18 protein-coding genes are annotated in these 15,325 nt (G+C 62.5%); 8 read left to right on the forward strand and 10 right to left on the reverse strand.

Going from position 1 to position 15,325, the window contains the following annotated elements:
- Positions 1–5 precede the first annotated feature (5 nt).
- Entirely contained in the window at positions 6–602 is a 597-nt protein-coding gene (locus ACI3KW_RS08020) for a hypothetical protein (protein ID WP_404847637.1), read from the reverse strand.
- A gap of 149 nt (positions 603–751) precedes the next feature.
- On the opposite strand from ACI3KW_RS08020, the gene ACI3KW_RS08025 reads away from it, so the two are divergent.
- From ACI3KW_RS08025 to ACI3KW_RS08035, 3 genes are all read left to right on the forward strand, one after another.
- Positions 752–1,642, forward strand: coding sequence for an NAD(P)/FAD-dependent oxidoreductase (locus ACI3KW_RS08025; RefSeq protein WP_404847638.1), 891 nt, complete (start codon positions 752–754; stop codon positions 1,640–1,642).
- 71 nt (positions 1,643–1,713) lie between these two features.
- Complete coding sequence (gene mbfA / locus ACI3KW_RS08030; protein ID WP_404847639.1) at positions 1,714–2,694, forward strand: iron exporter MbfA; 981 nt, start codon at positions 1,714–1,716, stop codon at positions 2,692–2,694.
- 145 nt (positions 2,695–2,839) lie between these two features.
- Entirely contained in the window at positions 2,840–3,553 is a 714-nt protein-coding gene (locus ACI3KW_RS08035; RefSeq protein WP_404847640.1) for an alpha/beta fold hydrolase, read from the forward strand.
- Here the strand turns inward: ACI3KW_RS08035 and ACI3KW_RS08040 are convergent.
- A complete protein-coding gene (locus tag ACI3KW_RS08040; protein ID WP_404847641.1) occupies positions 3,550–4,482 on the reverse strand; it encodes a LysR family transcriptional regulator in 933 nt (310 codons plus the stop codon). The two genes, ACI3KW_RS08035 and ACI3KW_RS08040, sit on opposite strands and share 4 nt — an antisense overlap.
- Positions 4,483–4,558: 76 nt before the next feature.
- Complete coding sequence (locus ACI3KW_RS08045) at positions 4,559–5,599, reverse strand: rhodanese-related sulfurtransferase (RefSeq protein ID WP_404847642.1); 1,041 nt, start codon at positions 5,597–5,599, stop codon at positions 4,559–4,561.
- Positions 5,600–5,669: 70 nt separating this feature from the next.
- On the opposite strand from ACI3KW_RS08045, the gene ACI3KW_RS08050 reads away from it, so the two are divergent.
- Entirely contained in the window at positions 5,670–6,707 is a 1,038-nt protein-coding gene (locus tag ACI3KW_RS08050) for an aldo/keto reductase (protein ID WP_404847643.1), read from the forward strand.
- A gap of 13 nt (positions 6,708–6,720) precedes the next feature.
- Here ACI3KW_RS08050 and ACI3KW_RS08055 read toward each other — a convergent pair whose 3' ends face one another.
- Complete coding sequence (locus tag ACI3KW_RS08055; RefSeq protein WP_404847644.1) at positions 6,721–7,773, reverse strand: LacI family transcriptional regulator; 1,053 nt, start codon at positions 7,771–7,773, stop codon at positions 6,721–6,723.
- Between the two features lie 519 nt (positions 7,774–8,292).
- Between ACI3KW_RS08055 and ACI3KW_RS08060 the strand changes: the two genes are divergently transcribed.
- Positions 8,293–8,514 carry a hypothetical protein gene (locus ACI3KW_RS08060; protein WP_113121079.1) on the forward strand — a complete coding sequence of 74 codons (222 nt, stop codon included), beginning with the start codon at positions 8,293–8,295 and terminating at the stop codon, positions 8,512–8,514.
- Positions 8,515–8,581: 67 nt separating this feature from the next.
- Here the strand turns inward: ACI3KW_RS08060 and ACI3KW_RS08065 are convergent, their stop codons facing one another.
- From ACI3KW_RS08065 to ACI3KW_RS08080, 4 genes are all read right to left on the reverse strand, one after another.
- Positions 8,582–8,788 (reverse strand): hypothetical protein, encoded by a 207-nt coding sequence (locus tag ACI3KW_RS08065; RefSeq protein ID WP_262170409.1) that lies wholly within the window; start codon positions 8,786–8,788, stop codon positions 8,582–8,584.
- Positions 8,775–8,921, reverse strand: a complete 147-nt coding sequence (locus ACI3KW_RS08070) for a hypothetical protein (protein ID WP_262170407.1) — start codon at positions 8,919–8,921, stop codon at positions 8,775–8,777. The genes ACI3KW_RS08065 and ACI3KW_RS08070 overlap by 14 nt, the downstream gene beginning before the upstream one ends.
- A gap of 72 nt (positions 8,922–8,993) precedes the next feature.
- The gene (locus ACI3KW_RS08075; RefSeq protein WP_262170405.1) at positions 8,994–10,130 is read right to left on the reverse strand and encodes an alpha-D-ribose 1-methylphosphonate 5-triphosphate diphosphatase; all 1,137 of its coding nucleotides are present in this window, start codon (positions 10,128–10,130) and stop codon (positions 8,994–8,996) included.
- Entirely contained in the window at positions 10,130–10,825 is a 696-nt protein-coding gene (locus tag ACI3KW_RS08080) for a DUF1045 domain-containing protein (RefSeq protein WP_262170403.1), read from the reverse strand. The genes ACI3KW_RS08075 and ACI3KW_RS08080 overlap by 1 nt, the downstream gene beginning before the upstream one ends.
- A 139-nt stretch (positions 10,826–10,964) precedes the next feature.
- Between ACI3KW_RS08080 and ACI3KW_RS08085 the strand changes: the two genes are divergently transcribed.
- From ACI3KW_RS08085 to ACI3KW_RS08095, 3 genes are all read left to right on the forward strand, one after another.
- Positions 10,965–12,218, forward strand: coding sequence for a glycerate kinase (locus ACI3KW_RS08085; RefSeq protein WP_404847645.1), 1,254 nt, complete (start codon positions 10,965–10,967; stop codon positions 12,216–12,218).
- A 9-nt stretch (positions 12,219–12,227) separates the two neighbouring features.
- Positions 12,228–12,578 (forward strand): VOC family protein, encoded by a 351-nt coding sequence (locus tag ACI3KW_RS08090; protein ID WP_404847646.1) that lies wholly within the window; start codon positions 12,228–12,230, stop codon positions 12,576–12,578.
- Positions 12,579–12,674: 96 nt separating this feature from the next.
- The gene (locus ACI3KW_RS08095; RefSeq protein ID WP_404847647.1) at positions 12,675–13,613 is read left to right on the forward strand and encodes a Gfo/Idh/MocA family protein; all 939 of its coding nucleotides are present in this window, start codon (positions 12,675–12,677) and stop codon (positions 13,611–13,613) included.
- Positions 13,614–13,830: 217 nt separating this feature from the next.
- Here ACI3KW_RS08095 and ACI3KW_RS08100 read toward each other — a convergent pair whose 3' ends face one another.
- Together ACI3KW_RS08100 and ACI3KW_RS08105 are read right to left on the reverse strand one after the other, a co-directional pair.
- Entirely contained in the window at positions 13,831–14,772 is a 942-nt protein-coding gene (locus ACI3KW_RS08100) for an aldo/keto reductase (RefSeq protein WP_404847648.1), read from the reverse strand.
- Positions 14,773–14,861: 89 nt separating this feature from the next.
- The gene (locus tag ACI3KW_RS08105) at positions 14,862–15,254 is read right to left on the reverse strand and encodes a VOC family protein (RefSeq protein WP_404847649.1); all 393 of its coding nucleotides are present in this window, start codon (positions 15,252–15,254) and stop codon (positions 14,862–14,864) included.
- Between the last annotated feature and the right edge of the window lie 71 nt (positions 15,255–15,325).

The raw sequence follows: 15,325 nt of genomic DNA on the forward strand, positions 1-15,325 counted from the left end.
CGATCTTACCAGCGATAGGTCAGTGCTTGCGCTGCAACAGCGTCGAAATGGACCGTCACCTCGGTGTCCTTGCCGGTTTCGTGTACGTCGTTGATGTATTGACGCTGGGTTAGCGTGATCGTCTGGTTTTCTGCATCGGCGGAAAGGTAGACGTAGTCAAAGCAATCCTGGCTGTCCTCTGAGCGCAGGTCGGCTATTTCGGCCTTGAGTTTTGCCAGGTCGCGGCCGCCGATCACGCTGCCGTCCGAACGTCTGGTGGCGCGCATATTGGGCACCCAATCGGTGCCGGTTTCGCAGATATAGCCGTCGCGAAACTCACCGCGATCGGTGAAGGCGATGTCGACATCCTCGTTCCAGGCGTTGCCTATTTCGAACTCGGCGCCGCTCTTGCCCACATCGAGATAGATATCGGACCATGAGCAGGTGCCGTCCTGATCGAGATAGCACCAGCGCTCGCTGGCAGCCATCAGGTGAGCCACATCGGCAAGGCGGATCAGCTTGCCGGGCTTGTACTGGTCGATGATCCCCTGCGTCCTGCTGTCGAAACCGAAGGCTGCCGATGTGGCGACGAGCAGCAGCAATGCGGCGAGTGGGATCTTCATGGACTACTCCAGCGGAAACTGGCGCGATCCTAGCCGCAAATCGCCAGCGACGGAACCGACCTTGACTCCGCAGGCTTAATGTAACAAATAAAGTTACATGAAACGTGCGCGTTCGACGTCGCACCCCTGCCTATCTTGTGGAGATCATCATGGATGACGTCATCATCATCGGCGGCAGCTTTGCCGGCCTGGCCGGGGCTCTCCAACTCGGGCGGGCGCGGCGCAAGGTCACCGTGCTTGACACTGGCCTGCCGCGCAATCGCTTTGCCAGCCATTCCCACGGCCTGCTCGGCCACGACCACAAACCGCCCGCCGATATCCTGGCGGCCGCCCGCCAGCAGCTGGAGCGCTATCCAACGGTGCGGCTAGTCAATGCCCGGGCTGATAGTGTCAGCGGTGCGGTGGATGATTTTGCCGTCCGCACCGACGATGGCGAAACGCTCAAGGCGAGGCGCCTGCTGCTGACCTATGGAATGGCCGACCAGATGCCGGCCATTCCCGGTTTTGCCGAATGCTGGGGCAAGTCGATCGTGCCATGCCCCTATTGTGATGGGTTTGAAGTGGCCGGCCAGCATTGGGGCCTGGTCTATTCCGGGCCGCATAGCCTGCATGCCATCTCGCTGTTTGGCGACTGGACCGACAAGTTGACCCTCTTCGCCGATGGGCATGAACTGGATGCCGAGGCGCGGGCGGGTTTGGCGCGGCGCAATGTGCCGGTGATCGATGGCAGACTGGCAAGCATCGCGCATGACAATGGCCGTTTGAGCGCGATCCATCTCGATACCGGCCGCACGGCATCGGTCGATGTGCTGTTCGCGCATCCGCGCAATCAACCCTCTGCCAGTCTGCATGCTGCTCTGGGGCTGGAAACGGTCGATGCGCCGCTTGGGATCTTCCTCAAGGTCGATGATCGGCGCCAGACATCAATGGAAGGCATCTATGCTGCCGGCGACCTCGCCAATCCTATGGCCAGCGTGACATTGGCCTCTTCCAGCGGGGCCATGGCGGCGATTTTCGCCCAGCAATCAATGCTGCAATAGGGCGCAAAGGCTTGTCATCAGTTTAGAATGGTTCTAGACCATGTTTAGAACCATTCTAAACGAGACGCGTTATGTTTTCTCTGCTGCCCGATGCCCGCCGCTCTTTTTCCAGCCTTTCCGAACGCGAAATCCTGGCTCTGGCAATTGCGGCGGAAGAAGAGGATGGCAGCATCTATTCCGAATTCGCCACGCGGCTGGCGCCGACCTATCCCGGTTCGGCGGCTCTGTTCGAGGGCATGGCGGCCGAGGAGGACGAACATCGCCGCCGCCTACTCGATCTTTATGTCGAGCGCTTCGGCAAAAGGCTGGTGCCGATCCGGCGCGAGCATGTGCGCGGCTTCATCAATCGCAAGCCGATCTGGCTGCTGAAAAACCTCACGCTCGAGGCCGTGCGCCAGCAGGTCTGGGAGATGGAAGAGGGCGCCTATCGCTTTTACATGGAGGCGGCCAAGCAGGTCAGCGATGCCGGTACGCGCAAGCTGCTCGGTGATCTGGCCGCGCAGGAACGCCGCCATGCCGATGCCGCCGACCGGATCGACGAGGCGGTGTTGGGCGCCGAGGGGCGCGATGTCGAAAAAAGCGAGAACCATCGCCAATTCGTGCTGACTTATGTGCAGCCGGGTCTGGCCGGCTTGATGGATGGCTCGGTTTCGACGCTGGCGCCGGTTTTTGCCGCCGCCTTTGCCACCGGGGACACGCATCAGACTTTTCTGGTGGGTTTGGCCGCGGCCATCGGCGCCGGCATTTCCATGGGCTTTACCGAAGCGGCCTCCGACGATGGCAAGCTGACGGGGCGCGGTTCGCCCGTTAAGCGCGGGCTGGCCGCCGGCATCATGACGGCCATCGGCGGGCTGGGGCATGCTTTGCCCTATCTGATCCACGATTTCTTCACGGCCACCGCGCTGGCCATCGTCATCGTGCTGATCGAACTCTGGGCCATCGCCTTCATCCAGAACCGCTATATGCAGACCCCGTTCTGGCGCGCCGTCATGCAGGTCGTGCTGGGCGGCTCGCTGGTGTTTGCGGCGGGTATTTTGATCGGCAATGCCTGACTTGCCGGCTTTGCCGGGGCGTGACAGGTTCCGGCTGGGCTGAACCCGGCGCAGGAGAAGGCTGATCTCTGTTCGAACTCTGAGCGCTGCGGACGGCACGCCGCTGGCCTATCGCCTGCATGGCCCAGCGCATGGCCAGCCCCTGGTGCTCTGCCATGGGCTGGCGGCGAGCGGGCTGCAATTTGCTGCCGATGCCGAATTCTTTGCGGCGCAAGGCTTTCGCGTGCTGGTGCCCGATTTGCGCGGCCATGGGCAATCGGGCGTTCCGGCCACGCGCAATAGCCGGAGTTTTGCCATCCCGACGCTGGCCGATGATCTGGTCGCCATGCTGGATCACGCCCAACTCGGGCCGCTCCATTGGGTGGGCAATTCGCTGGGCGGCATCGTGGCGCTCGATCTGGTAGCGCGGGTGCCGGAGCGGTTTAAAACGCTTGCCATGTTCGGCACGGCCTTTTCGCTGAACCTGCCGCAGGCGCTGGGGCGGGTCCTGCCGCCGATCCACTTTCTGCTTGGTCCGCGACGTCTGGCAGCGCTGACGGCCTGGTCCACGACTGGCGACAAGTCGGCCCGCAAGGTCATTGCCGCTATGGCCGAAGCCATCGACCCGCAGACAATTGCGACAATCGCCGCCAGTATCAGCCGCTATGATCTGACCCATGCCGTAACGGGGTTTGCCGGACCAATGCTGGTTCTGGTCGGCGGGCGCGACCGGGCAGTCAATCTTGCGCTCAGGCCGGCCCTGGCGCGCATCGGCGCGCGGGACAATCTCACCATTGTGGACCTGCCCTATGGCGGGCATTGCGCTAATCTGGACGCGACCGCGGATTGGCGTGCGGCGCTGCTGCGGTTCTGGTCCTAGGCGACCTTGTTGCTCAGTGTGGCCAGCCGGTTGTCGAGGATGACGCCCACTTTGGCGCATTCCAGCGCGATTTCGGCGATGAAATCGGCCAGCATGTCGCGATCGAGCGCGGCGAGCGAGCGGACCACCATGGCGGTGTCGCGATGCAGCGGCTCAAAATCGGGCGGGGCGATTTCGACCAGCCGGCCCGCCTCGATATCGTCGGCCACGGCCGAGCTGACGAAAAAGCCCACGCCCTCACCCTTGATGGCGAGGCGTCTCGCCGGGCCGGTGGGGAGTTCGACACTGGTTTTGGCCAGGCGCACCAAAGCGGCCGCCGTCTCGGGCTCGGCCTGCCACCAGCGCAGCGAGATGACGCGGGGCACCAAGGCCAGCACATCCTCAATGCTGAATTGAGCGGGCAGCCGTGCGGCGATTTCGGGCGCCACCACCAGCGGCACGCGTTCGCGCATGATGACCAGCGGCACCAGATCCACGATCAGCGGATCGATATTGGGCCAGCACAATATGCCCATTTCAGCGTCCCGCTCGTGCAGCATGGCGGCGATCTGGGCCTGCCTGCCCTCATGCACCACCACATCGACACTGGGATATTTCTGCTGAAAACGCAGCAATGCCTCGGTGATCAGCGGGGAAACCAGACTCCGTAGCGAGGCAATGGCAATGCGGCCGCGCTCGACCCGGCGCAACGCCTCGCGGCCTTCTTGCGCGGTGCCGATAATGCGGCGGGCAAAGGGCAGGAAGGTCATGCCCTGATCGGTCAGCGTCACGGTGCGGCCGCGCTGAAACAGGGTGACGCCCAATAGCTGCTCGAGGGCGCGGATGCGCATCGAGGCGGTGGCCTGGGTGATGTGGAGATACGCGGCGGCTTTGGTAAAACTCTGGTCGCGAACGATGCGATCAAAAGTGCGAAGCTGGTCGAGGTCCATCGGGAATGCTTATGCGGCTGGAGGTATTGCGAGTAATTTTCAGCCTAGCATTGCATTTTACGATGGGGAAGCGGGCTCAACCCGCCTTGTTGCGCTCGCGCGAGGCTTCCGCTTCTGCGCGTTTGCGGGCCCGGGCGCGGGCGGCGGCTTGGGCGGCATCGTCACCCAGATGGGCGCCGCCGCGCTGGCGGGCAAGGTCCATCTGTTTTTGCCGTTCGGCGGCAGCGGCATGCTTTGCCAGGTCATCGCTGCAATGGGGGCAGGCAATACCTTCCCGATATTTTGGATCGGCGCGGTCGGCTGCGGTCAGCGGATGCCGGCAGGCCCGGCACAATGTGGCGTCGCCTTCGACCAGGCCATGACCGACCGAGACACGCTCGTCGAAGACGAAGCATTCGCCGGCAAAGCGGCTTTGATCCTCGGGCACGGTTTCGAGATATTTCAGAATCCCGCCCTTGAGGTGGAACACTTCCTCAAAACCCTTGCTCAGCAGATACGAGGATGCCTTCTCGCAGCGAATGCCGCCGGTGCAGAACATGGCGACCTTCTTGTCGCGCGCCGGATCGAGATGGGTTTCGACATAGTCCTTGAACTCGGTGAAGCTCTTGGTGGCGGGGTCGAGCGCGCGCTGGAACGTGCCCAGGCCCACTTCGTAATCATTGCGGGTATCGACCAGCACCACGTCATTGCGCTCGATCAGGCCATTCCAGTCTTCCGGCTCGACATAGGTGCCCACGGCCTTGGCCGGATTGGCTTCGGGCGCGCGCAGGGTGACGATTTCGGGCTTGAGGCGCACTTTCATGCGCAGGAAGGGCATGGTGGCGGCAGTCGAGAACTTGATCTCGGCGCCGGCGAGGCGGGTGACAAAATCGGGGCCGTCCGAGAGATAGCTGTCCAGCGCGTCAATGGCGTCCACAGTCCCCGCCACGGTGCCGTTAATGCCCTCGGGCGCCAGGATCAGGGTGCCCTTGATGCCGAGCCCGCAGCAGAATTTGGCGAGCCTGGGCTGCAATTCGGCGCAGTCCGGCAGGTCGGCGAATTTATAGATCGCCATCACCTTGTATGGCTGATTGGCTTGGGGCAGACTGGGCATGGGCGTATTATCGGGCGGGCACATGGCCCCGCTCATACCACTCGTCGCGCCGCCCGTCACGCATGGGGCAATCGCAAATTCTCAGGAGGACGTCATGACCTATCGGGCCGATCCGGCACGCTATGACAGCATGCAATATCGCCATTCGGGCCGCTCGGGGCTCAAGCTGCCGGTCATCAGCCTGGGCCTATGGCAGAATTTCGGCGGCACGCGGGACTATCCCGGTGCCATGGAAATCCTGGGCCATGCGTTCGATGCGGGTATTACCCATTTCGACCTGGCCAATAATTACGGCCCGCCCGCCGGCTCGTCCGAAGAGCTGTTCGGCCAGGTCATGGCGCGCGATTTCCGGCCCTATCGGGATGAGCTGATCATCTCGACCAAGGCCGGTTACAATATGTGGCCCGGTCCCTATGGCGAATTCGGCAGCCGCAAATATCTGATCGCAAGCCTGGACCAGAGCCTCAAGCGCATGGGGCTCGACTATGTCGATATCTTTTATTCCCACCGCTACGATCCCAATACCCCGCTCGAGGAAACCATGGGCGCGCTGGCCCAGGTGGTGCGGCAGGGCAAGGCGCTCTATGTCGGGATTTCGAGCTATCCCGAGGCCGAAACGCGCGAGGCGCATCGGATTTTGAAGGAAATGGGCGTGGCCACCACCATCCATCAACCCAGCTATTCCGTGCTCAATCGCTGGATCGAGAATGACCACACGATCGACGCCTGTGGCGAGCTTGGCATCGGCATCATCGCCTTTTCGCCGCTGGCGCAGGGCGTGCTGAGCGGCAAGTATAATACCGGCGCCAAGGAAGGCACCCGGGCGGCATCGAGCAATACGACGCTGCGCGCCAGCCACGTCGAGCCGCGCGTGCTGGAGGCAGTGGACAAGTTGGGCGCCATTGCCCGGGCGCGGGGCCAGTCCATGGTGCAACTGGCCCTGAGCTGGGCGCTGCGGCGCAAGGAAATGACCTCGGCACTGGTGGGCGTGCGCACGCTCGATCAGCTCAAGGACAATCTCGGCGTGCTCAACAATCTGGAGCTGAGCGCGGACGAGATCGCGCAGATCGATGCCGCGACCAAGGATGGGCAGATGGAGCTGCATCCCAGTCCGAAGGGATGGCTGCGGTAAGCACCGATCCTTTCTAGCTATCCCAATCAAACCGGGGCACATCGAGCGCGGTGAGCGTGTCTGCGCTCTCCCCGCCGATCCGGCGCAGCAATAGCGTGCCCAGGCTGTGGCCAGCCTTGGTGAAATCCTCAAAGACCGTTTCGGCGCCCGGTTGGAACTGGGCAAAGAGTTGGGAAGCCTGTTTGGTGACCACGTGAGCGGATTGCCCGACGGTCTTGCCGGCTTCGTTGAGCGCGCCGATCACCGCCAGCGCTGAAATCTCGGAGGCGCAGACATAGCCGTCGGGGCCGCCATCGGGGCGGCGGGCGCGTTTGGCGACATGGGTGCGGATGGCGTCGGTGGGGCTGCCCAGATTGATGTCGGCGGCAAATTCGTAGGCGATGCCGGCTTCCCCGGCCGCCCGGGCAATCCCGGCCTTGAGGTGTTCGGTATAGGTCAGGGCGCTGTCGGGCAGCACGATGGACACCAGCCGGCAGCCCTTCTGCACCAGGCGCTTGACCGCGCCATAGGCAAAAGCCTCGTTGTCGAAATCCACCCAGGGATGGGCATCGGGCCAGCGGCTGCGGCCATGGCTGATAAAGGGGAAATCATTGTCGAGCAGGAAGCGGGCGCGCTCGTCATAGATTTCGGCCTTGGAGAAAATCACCCCATCGGCCATGCGATTGCGCACGATATGACGGATCGGTTCCATCGGCGACACATTGCGGAACAGCGGCGTGATGACCAGGTGATAAGGCGTGTTGCGCATCGCCTCGGTCAACCCGCTGACGATGGAGGTGCCAAAGCCGTAAATCTGCTCGTCCGGCTCCAGCACTAGCGAGAGCACATTGGTGCGGCCGGTCTTGAGCCGCAAAGCGGCGCGATCGGGGAGATAGCCGATTTCGGCGGCTACCCTTTGCACCTTGTCGCGGGTGTCCTGCGCCAGCTCGGGCGCATTGTTGAGCGCGCGCGACACCGTGGTCACGGCAAAGCCGGTCAATTCGGCAATGGTCTTGAGCGTCGGCTTGCCGGATGGCTTGACGCCCCGCTTGGCCGCCGGTTCGGCCGGCATATCGTCGTCAGGCACGCGGCACCCCTTCTGGCCACCCTGGCGGGCAGCGATCATCTATCGGGGGCGGACATCACCAGATTGTCACGGCCACTGCAAGCACGGTGGTGGTGTCATGGCTCTGTCATAATATGACAAGACCACACCAGTTTTCGTTCTGCGCCCAAAGTCGAGTAGGCTTTTTTCAGAAATCGTCATTCTATGGCGTTGCCCGGGCTGGAAATCTGCCTCGAACGCTCCTATCTTGCCTTCACCGCTGGCAGAGCCCCGGCGGCCTTATCGTTCAACCCGCAGGAGAGGACTGAAGATGACATCATCGAATACCTTCACCATCCATGCTGGCTGCGCGAATGTACGTATTTCCATGCAAGCCTCAAAACGCTGGCAACGGATCTGTCGCTCCAAACGAATGTGACCTCGTCACAACCTCGTCTCAAATAACCGATAGAACCCCAGCGTTGCTGATTCACCCCGGTGGTCCACACGGACCAACCTCCAGGGTGGTGAACGAGTCGACGCCAAGTGGAGCATCCACTGATGCAGGAAAACAGTCTAGATCGGGCCAAGGCCCACAAGCCTATCGTCATTGAAGTGGGCGGCGAGCCTTTGGGCGTCGTCGTGCCGCATGAAGCGGGTTATCGCTTCCTCGCCGTTCGCCTGCCCGCTTTCGCTATCGATGGCCAGCAGTTCGAAACCGTCGAAAAGGCGCATTTTGCCGTGTCGCAGGCCGTCCGCAAGGGCAGCGCCGACGCGGCCTGAATTCAGCTTCACGAAAACTAAAAACAAAAAAGGCATTCCCGCTCATGGGAATGCCTTTTTGTTTGCCTCAATCGTCATTGGTGGCGTTGAGGTCCTCGGGGCGCTTGCCCTCTTCGGCATCGTGAGCCGGGGGCGCATTGATCGCTGTCATGATCGCATCGGCCAGGGCCGCGACATCGACATTGCGCGCGTCCTGCCGGGCCAGTTCCCCCGCAATCGCCGCAATCAGCGTGTCGCGCAGCGGGGCGAGGTCATAATCGCTAGCCATTGCCATCGATGGAAATCCCCTGTTCGTCCAGCCGAACCTCGACGCCGGGGCGGTTCTGCTGCTGATAGGTATAGATGGCAAAAGCTACCACCGCGACCAGCAGGATGGCGATCACGGCATAAAGACCATTGCGATTCATGAAAACTCCGGACGCTTGACGCTTGTTGTTCAAACACAACGCGTTGGCGCCCAAGTAGTTCATTTCCTTGGCCTAGCTGACCCTGTGGCCCTCGCGCCAGACGCCATGCACGACGGGCAGCGGTCCGGCCCGGCGCACCCGCACCAGGTCCGCCCGCTTGCCAATGGCGATCTGCCCGCGATCCTCAAGCCCCGCCGCTTTGGCAGGATTGAGGGTGACCATGGCCAATGCCTGGGAGAGGCTGAGCCCCTTAACCCGTTCGGGCAGGATGAAAACCGCCTGCAACAGGGCAAACGGCACATAATCCGAACTCAGAATATCGAGGAGCCCGGCCCGCACCAGATCGGTCGCCGAGATATTGCCGGAATGGGACTTGCCGCGCACCACATTGGGCGCGCCCATCAGGATGGCGAGGCCCGCATCATGGGCGGCAGCGGCTGCGGCGAGCGTAGTGGGAAATTCGGCAATGGCAACGCCATCGGCCAGCGCCTCTTCGACATGGGCTAGGGTGGCATCATCATGGCTGGCCAGCGGCAGGCCCAATTCGGCGGCGCGCCTGACAATAGTCTGGCGATTGGTCGCCGAATATTGCGCCTGCTCGCCGAGACGCGCGGCGATATAGCTATCCAGCTCGGCCTGGGTGCGGCCCATCTTGTCCTTGTAGAAGCGCTTGTAATCTTCGAGCGAGCCGAACTGGCGCTGGCCTGGCGTGTGATCCATCACCGAGGCCAGCCGCGTGGCCGGATCGGCCGCATAGGTCTCGAACTGGGTGAGCAGGTCGTGGCTGGGCAATTCGCAACGCAGGTGGATGAAATGCTCGGCCCGCAACCAATCGCCGGCGCGGCCGGCGTGAATGGCGCCGACCAGCTTGTCGACATGCTCGCCCATGGTCGGCAGATCGAAATCCGAGCCGATCCGTACCGCGTCGAACACCGTGGTAATGCCCGAGCCGGCAATCTGCACGTCATGGGCATGCAAGGAGGCTAAAGGATCCCAGAACACGCCGGGGCGGGGACGGTAATAGCTTTCCAATTGGTCGGTGTGCAGTTCGACCAGGCCCGGGATCAGGTAATCGCCCGCGAAATCCTCGCCGGTCTGGCTGGGGCCGCTGTCGATCGCGGTGATCACGCCATCCGCGATGGCGACACTGCCCTCGATCACCTCGTCGGCCAGCACGATCCTGGCATTGCGCAAGACTTGCCCTTCCATCAATCCTTGCCTCCCAGCGCAAATTCGGCGACGCGGCGGAACGGCCGGCCTTTCTCGGGCTCGACGAACAGCGAGAGGCTATCGATCACCACTTCATCATCCAGTATGGGCGAGAACCAGGTCGTGGCGGCCTTGGCGATATCGGTGGCGTCTTCCGCGCTGAGCCGGTCGGTCAGCGTCATGTGGAACTGGAATTGCTCGAACACGTAAGGGTAGCCATAGCCATCGAGCAGTTCCACCTGCCGCTCGGTCAGGCCCTTGCCGAGGCGGGCAGAGCGATCCTTCACGCTCATCGGCGCGCGGAATACTTCGAAACTTTCCACCACATGGGCGGCGAAGTCCTGCAATTTTTCACTGGGGTTTTCGGGAATCAGCGCCAGAAAACCATCGAGCGAGGCCAGCTTGAGCTTGCCGATAGAGAAGGGGGCATGCTCGGCAGTAAAGCTTGTGAGGGCAGCGCGCAGATCGGCCTCGGTGGCGCCATCGGCCAGCGCCATCGGCGCCTTGATCGTGGCGTGAAAGCCGTAGCGATTGGCCGATTGGGTGAGATTGAGCAGGCGTGACCGATCGATGCCGGCCACCGGTCCATCGAACAGGTCGCCATCGGCGGCGTCACGGCCCAGCCAGGTTGCTGCGCGTTCCCACAGGCTCCCCGTGGCCGGAGGGGCAAAATAAATCGCGTATCGTTCAGTCATTTTTGCCCCTTTGCAATCAGCGCCTGCCAGCCGCTATCGGCATTCTATGTCCGTCGTTTGACAGCGCATAACTGGACAGCTCCAAATGGCTGCGCCACAAGTTGGCTACCCTTGGCCGTATCGAGTCGCAACCCAGCCCATGGATCGCATCCTACTTCAATCGTTGTTTGAGGCCGCTGTCGCCAAGGCGCAACCCGCTTTGGCCGTGCGGCTCAATCTGCCGCCCAAGCCGGTCGGGCGCACTCTGGTCATCGGCGCGGGCAAAGCCTCCGCGCAAATGGCCAAGGCATTTGAAGCGGCCTGGGACGGGCCGCTGAGCGGACTGGTCGTTACCCGCTATGGCTATGGCGAGACCTGCGAGCGCATCGAAATTGTCGAAGCGGCCCATCCCGTGCCCGACGAGGCAGGATTTCTCGCGGCGCGGCGGATCATGGAGACGGTGTCTGGCCTGTCTGCGGACGATCTGGTCGTGGCGCTGATTTCGGGCGGCGGCTCCTCGCTGCTGCCCGCGCCGGCGCTGGGCCTGACGCTTGATGACGAGCAGGAGATCAATCGCACGCTGCTGGCCTCGGGCGCCCCGATCGGGGTGATGAACCTGATCCGCAATCAGTTCTCGACCATCAAGGGCGGGCGCCTCGCCGCGCATAGCGCGCCGGCCCGGGTGGCAACGCTGGTCGTGTCCGACGTGCCGGGCGATGATCCGGCCATTGTCGCCTCCGGCCCGACCATTGCCCTGCCCGGAACGCGCGAACTGGCGCGCAAATATGCCAATCTCTATCGGCTCGAGCTGCCGCCTGCGGCGCAGGCGCTGCTGGCCGGTGAGGACAATCTTGCGCCCCTGCCCAGCGATCCGGTTTTCGCGCAACACACCGTCCGCACCATTGCCTCGGCAGCCCTGTCACTGGAAGCAGCCGCCGACATTGCGCGGTCACAAGGCATCGAAGCGGCAATCCTCTCCGATTCCATCGAGGGCGAATCGCGCGACGTGGCGCAGGTTCATGCCGCCATGGCCCGCGAAATCGCCGTCCGCAATCGCCCCTTCAACAAGCCCGTCGTGCTGCTCTCGGGCGGGGAAACCACGGTGACGCTGCGCGGCAAGGGCCGGGGCGGGCGCAATGCCGAATTCCTGCTCGCCTTCGCCATCGCTATTGACGGCGTTGAGGGTATTTCGGCTGTTGCCGCCGATACGGACGGGATCGACGGCTCCGAGGACAATGCCGGCGCCTTTGCCGATGGCGGCACCGCCACGCGGCTGCGCCATGCCGGCATCGACCCGCTGGTGGCTCTGGCTAATAACGACGCTTATTCCGCCTTCAGCGCCATTGGCGACCTGCTGGTCACCGGGCCGACCGGCACCAATGTGAATGACTTCCGGGCAATCCTGGTCCGTTAGGAGTGAGTGATGGCGAAAACCACCGGCATAGGCGGCTTTTTCTTCCGGTCTCATGATACCGCGGCGCTGGCCGCCTGGTATGAAAAGCATCTGGGCGTGAGCGAACTCTGGAACCAGGATGCCGGGCTCACCGTCTTCGCGCCGTTCAAGCAGGCGAGCACCTATTTTCCGGCCGACAAGCAATGGATGATCAATTTCCGCGTCGATGACCTGGATGGCATGATGGCGCAGTTGCGGGCCGAAGGCATTGCCGTCGAGACGCGGCCGGACGAATGGGACACGCCCGAAACCGGGCGCTTTGCGCGCATTCACGACCCCGAGGGCAACCAGATCGAACTCTGGGAGCCTTCGGAGCCATAGCCGCAATAAAAATCATACTTTTATCGCGACAGACCTTGGCGGTTTGCCCGGTCTCTGCTCTAAACACCCCGCAAAAAGCGGCTCGGGGAAATCGACATGGCCAAACGCAAAATCGCCGTCATCGGTGTGGGCAAGATCGCCCAGGATCAGCACCTGCCGGTTATCGACAGGTCCGAAGATTTCGAACTGGCCGCGACGGTGTCGACACGCGGCGTCGGCCATAATGGCGTGCCCGTGTTCAAGACCCCGGCCGAGCTTTACGAAGCCCTGCCCGAGGTGTCGCTGGTTTCGATCTGCACACCCCCCGGCATCCGCCATCAATATGTCCGCGAGGCGCTCGAGGCCGGCAAGGACGTGATGATGGAAAAGCCGCCCACCACCACGATTTCCGAACTGGACGATCTCGTCGCCTATGCCGGAAGGCTGGGCCGCGTGCTCTACCAGACCTGGCATTCCCAATACAACGCCGCGGTTGATCGCACCCGCGATATCCTGGCCGAAAGCGGCGTCAAATCGGTGCGCATCGACTGGCGCGAAAGCGTGCGCAAATGGCATCCGGGGCAGGATTGGGTCTGGGAGCCGGGCGGGTTCGGTGTCTGCGATCCGGGCATCAATGCCATGTCGATCTTTACCAAGGTCATGCCCTTCCCGGTCTTTGTGGAATCGAGCAAGCTCACCTTCCCGGCCAACCGGCAGACACCCGTCGATGTCGAAATCGTCTTCAAGTCGGGCCAATTGCACAAGCCCAGCCTGTCGGCCGGGTTCAACTGGCTCGAAGAGAGCGGGGAAATCTGGACCATCCGCTTCGAGACCATGGCCGGCGATGTGCTCAAGCTCGAAAATGGCGGCCGCAGCCTGCGCGTCAATGACGAGCTGGTGCTTCAGCATGGCGACGAGGAATATGGCCTGATGTATGAGCGCTTCGCCACGCTTCTCGACCGGCACGAAACCGATGTCGATGCGGCGCCCCTGCGGCTGATGGCGGATGTGTTTCTGCTGGGGGCGCGGGTGAATGGACCGGCGTTTGAGTGGTAGGCTCTGATATCGGGGGATGGTTGGGGCAGGCGACCGCCCCAATCCCGGTGTCATCCCGGCGCAGGCCGGGACCCAGCTCGAGATAGTACAACGCGCCGCCAGATCGCCTGATGATCACGGGGCATTCACAAACCTTGCGGCTGGGGCGCCATCTCGGGATGGGCCCCGGCCTGCGCCGGGGTGACACCGCGTGCCTGGCACGACCAGCCGCAGCCTGCTACTTCCCAGCCGCGGTCAGCGTCTTCAAATCCGCATCACTCAGTTTCAGCCGCACGCCCTTGGCGAGGCTTTTGACCTGGTCCACCGAAGTGGCCGAGGCGATGGGGGCGCTGACGCCGGGTTGGGCGACCAGCCAGGCCAGCGAGACTTCGGCCGGTGTGGCGTCATTAGCCTTGGCGACGCTGTCGAGGGCAGCCAGGATCGCTTCGCCCTTCTTGTCGAGATATTTTTCGATGCCGCCACCGCGCTGGCTTTTGCCCAGATCCGCCTTGGAGCGGTATTTGCCGGTCAGGAACCCTGCGGCCAGGCTATAATAAACGATGGTGCCGATTTCCTGCTCGATGGCGAGCTTTTGCAACTCGCCTTCGAAATCGGCGCGGTCATAGAGATTGTATTTGGGCTGCAGCACTTCGTAGCGCGGCAGCGACTTGATCACCGAAATTTCCTCGGCATCCCGGATCATTTGCGGGGTGTAGTTCGACGCCCCGACCACCCGCACCTTGCCGGCGCGGATCAGCACATCATAGGCGCCCAGAGTTTCCTCGTGGCTGGCATCGGGATCGGGCCAGTGGCTGAAATAGAGATCGACATAATCGGTCTGCAGGCGCTTGAGCGAGGCTTCGATGGAGGTCTTGATATTGTCCGCGCTCAGCCCGTTCTTGACCTTGCCGGAATTGACCTTGGTGATGATGTGAACATTGTCGCGATTGCCGCGCGCCTTGAGCCATTTCCCGATAATGGTCTCGCTCATGCCAGGGGGATTGCCCGGCACCCAATTGGGATAGCCTTCGGCCGTGTCGATGGCGGTAAAGCCGGCATCGACATAGGCGTCGAGAATGTCGAAGCCCTGTTTTTCGTCGACCGTCCAGCCGAACACATTGCCGCCCAGCACGAGCGGTTCGATGACAAGTTCACTGCGTCCGAGCGGGCGGCGATCCATAGGTCTTCTCCTGTTATGATGCTGACTAAACGCGTTGGGCGGCTTTCCGTTCGCCCACCTTGTATAGGTGGTGCGCAAAACGCCTGAGGCTAGGACCTGGGCTCGATAAGGTCCCATTTATTGCCATAGAGGTCTTCGAATACGGCGACGCTGCCATAGGGCTCATGCCGGGGCTCTTCGAGAAAGCGGATGCCGCGCGCCACCATGGCGGCATGGGTGCCCGAAAAATCGTCAGTTTCGAGAAACAGCATGACCCTTCCGCCGGTCTGGTTACCGATGGCTTTACGCTGCTCGGGACCATCGGCGCGGGCCAGCAGCAGTCGCGCGCCGTTTCCACCTGGCGGCGCCACCAGGACCCAGCGCTTGCCGCCGCCCATATCGGTATCGGCAAGCAGGGCAAAACCGGCCTGGTCCCGGTAAAAGACTATGGCTTCATCATATTCGGCGACGAGCAGGGCGATTGTGGCGATTGAACTGGTCATGTCCTGTTGGATCACTCCCTCCTGCGGGGCGTCAAGCGGCGCCGGGCCAGCCGAACGGATCGCAATAAAAC

Origin of the sequence: Devosia sp. ZW T5_3 (assembly GCF_044987315.1) — a bacterium.
Taxonomy (GTDB): domain Bacteria; phylum Pseudomonadota; class Alphaproteobacteria; order Rhizobiales; family Devosiaceae; genus Devosia.

What these genes read in the sequence shown, in the direction of transcription:
- ACI3KW_RS08090 (WP_404847646.1), top strand. Translation starts at nt 12,228, where the DNA reads ATGGCGAAAACCACCGGCATAGGCGGCTTTTTCTTCCGGTCTCATGAT.
- ACI3KW_RS08085 (WP_404847645.1), top strand. Translation starts at nt 10,965, where the DNA reads ATGGATCGCATCCTACTTCAATCGTTGTTTGAGGCCGCTGTCGCCAAG.
- ACI3KW_RS08050 (WP_404847643.1), top strand. Translation starts at nt 5,670, where the DNA reads ATGACCTATCGGGCCGATCCGGCACGCTATGACAGCATGCAATATCGC.
- ACI3KW_RS08080 (WP_262170403.1), bottom strand. Translation starts at nt 10,825, where the DNA reads ATGACTGAACGATACGCGATTTATTTTGCCCCTCCGGCCACGGGGAGC.
- ACI3KW_RS08060 (WP_113121079.1), top strand. Translation starts at nt 8,293, where the DNA reads ATGCAGGAAAACAGTCTAGATCGGGCCAAGGCCCACAAGCCTATCGTC.
- ACI3KW_RS08020 (WP_404847637.1), bottom strand. Translation starts at nt 602, where the DNA reads ATGAAGATCCCACTCGCCGCATTGCTGCTGCTCGTCGCCACATCGGCA.
- ACI3KW_RS08040 (WP_404847641.1), bottom strand. Translation starts at nt 4,482, where the DNA reads ATGGACCTCGACCAGCTTCGCACTTTTGATCGCATCGTTCGCGACCAG.
- mbfA (WP_404847639.1), top strand. Translation starts at nt 1,714, where the DNA reads ATGTTTTCTCTGCTGCCCGATGCCCGCCGCTCTTTTTCCAGCCTTTCC.
- ACI3KW_RS08075 (WP_262170405.1), bottom strand. Translation starts at nt 10,130, where the DNA reads ATGGAAGGGCAAGTCTTGCGCAATGCCAGGATCGTGCTGGCCGACGAG.
- ACI3KW_RS08095 (WP_404847647.1), top strand. Translation starts at nt 12,675, where the DNA reads ATGGCCAAACGCAAAATCGCCGTCATCGGTGTGGGCAAGATCGCCCAG.
- ACI3KW_RS08105 (WP_404847649.1), bottom strand. Translation starts at nt 15,254, where the DNA reads ATGACCAGTTCAATCGCCACAATCGCCCTGCTCGTCGCCGAATATGAT.
- ACI3KW_RS08025 (WP_404847638.1), top strand. Translation starts at nt 752, where the DNA reads ATGGATGACGTCATCATCATCGGCGGCAGCTTTGCCGGCCTGGCCGGG.
- ACI3KW_RS08070 (WP_262170407.1), bottom strand. Translation starts at nt 8,921, where the DNA reads ATGAATCGCAATGGTCTTTATGCCGTGATCGCCATCCTGCTGGTCGCG.
- ACI3KW_RS08100 (WP_404847648.1), bottom strand. Translation starts at nt 14,772, where the DNA reads ATGGATCGCCGCCCGCTCGGACGCAGTGAACTTGTCATCGAACCGCTC.
- ACI3KW_RS08045 (WP_404847642.1), bottom strand. Translation starts at nt 5,599, where the DNA reads ATGTGCCCGCCCGATAATACGCCCATGCCCAGTCTGCCCCAAGCCAAT.
- ACI3KW_RS08065 (WP_262170409.1), bottom strand. Translation starts at nt 8,788, where the DNA reads ATGGCAATGGCTAGCGATTATGACCTCGCCCCGCTGCGCGACACGCTG.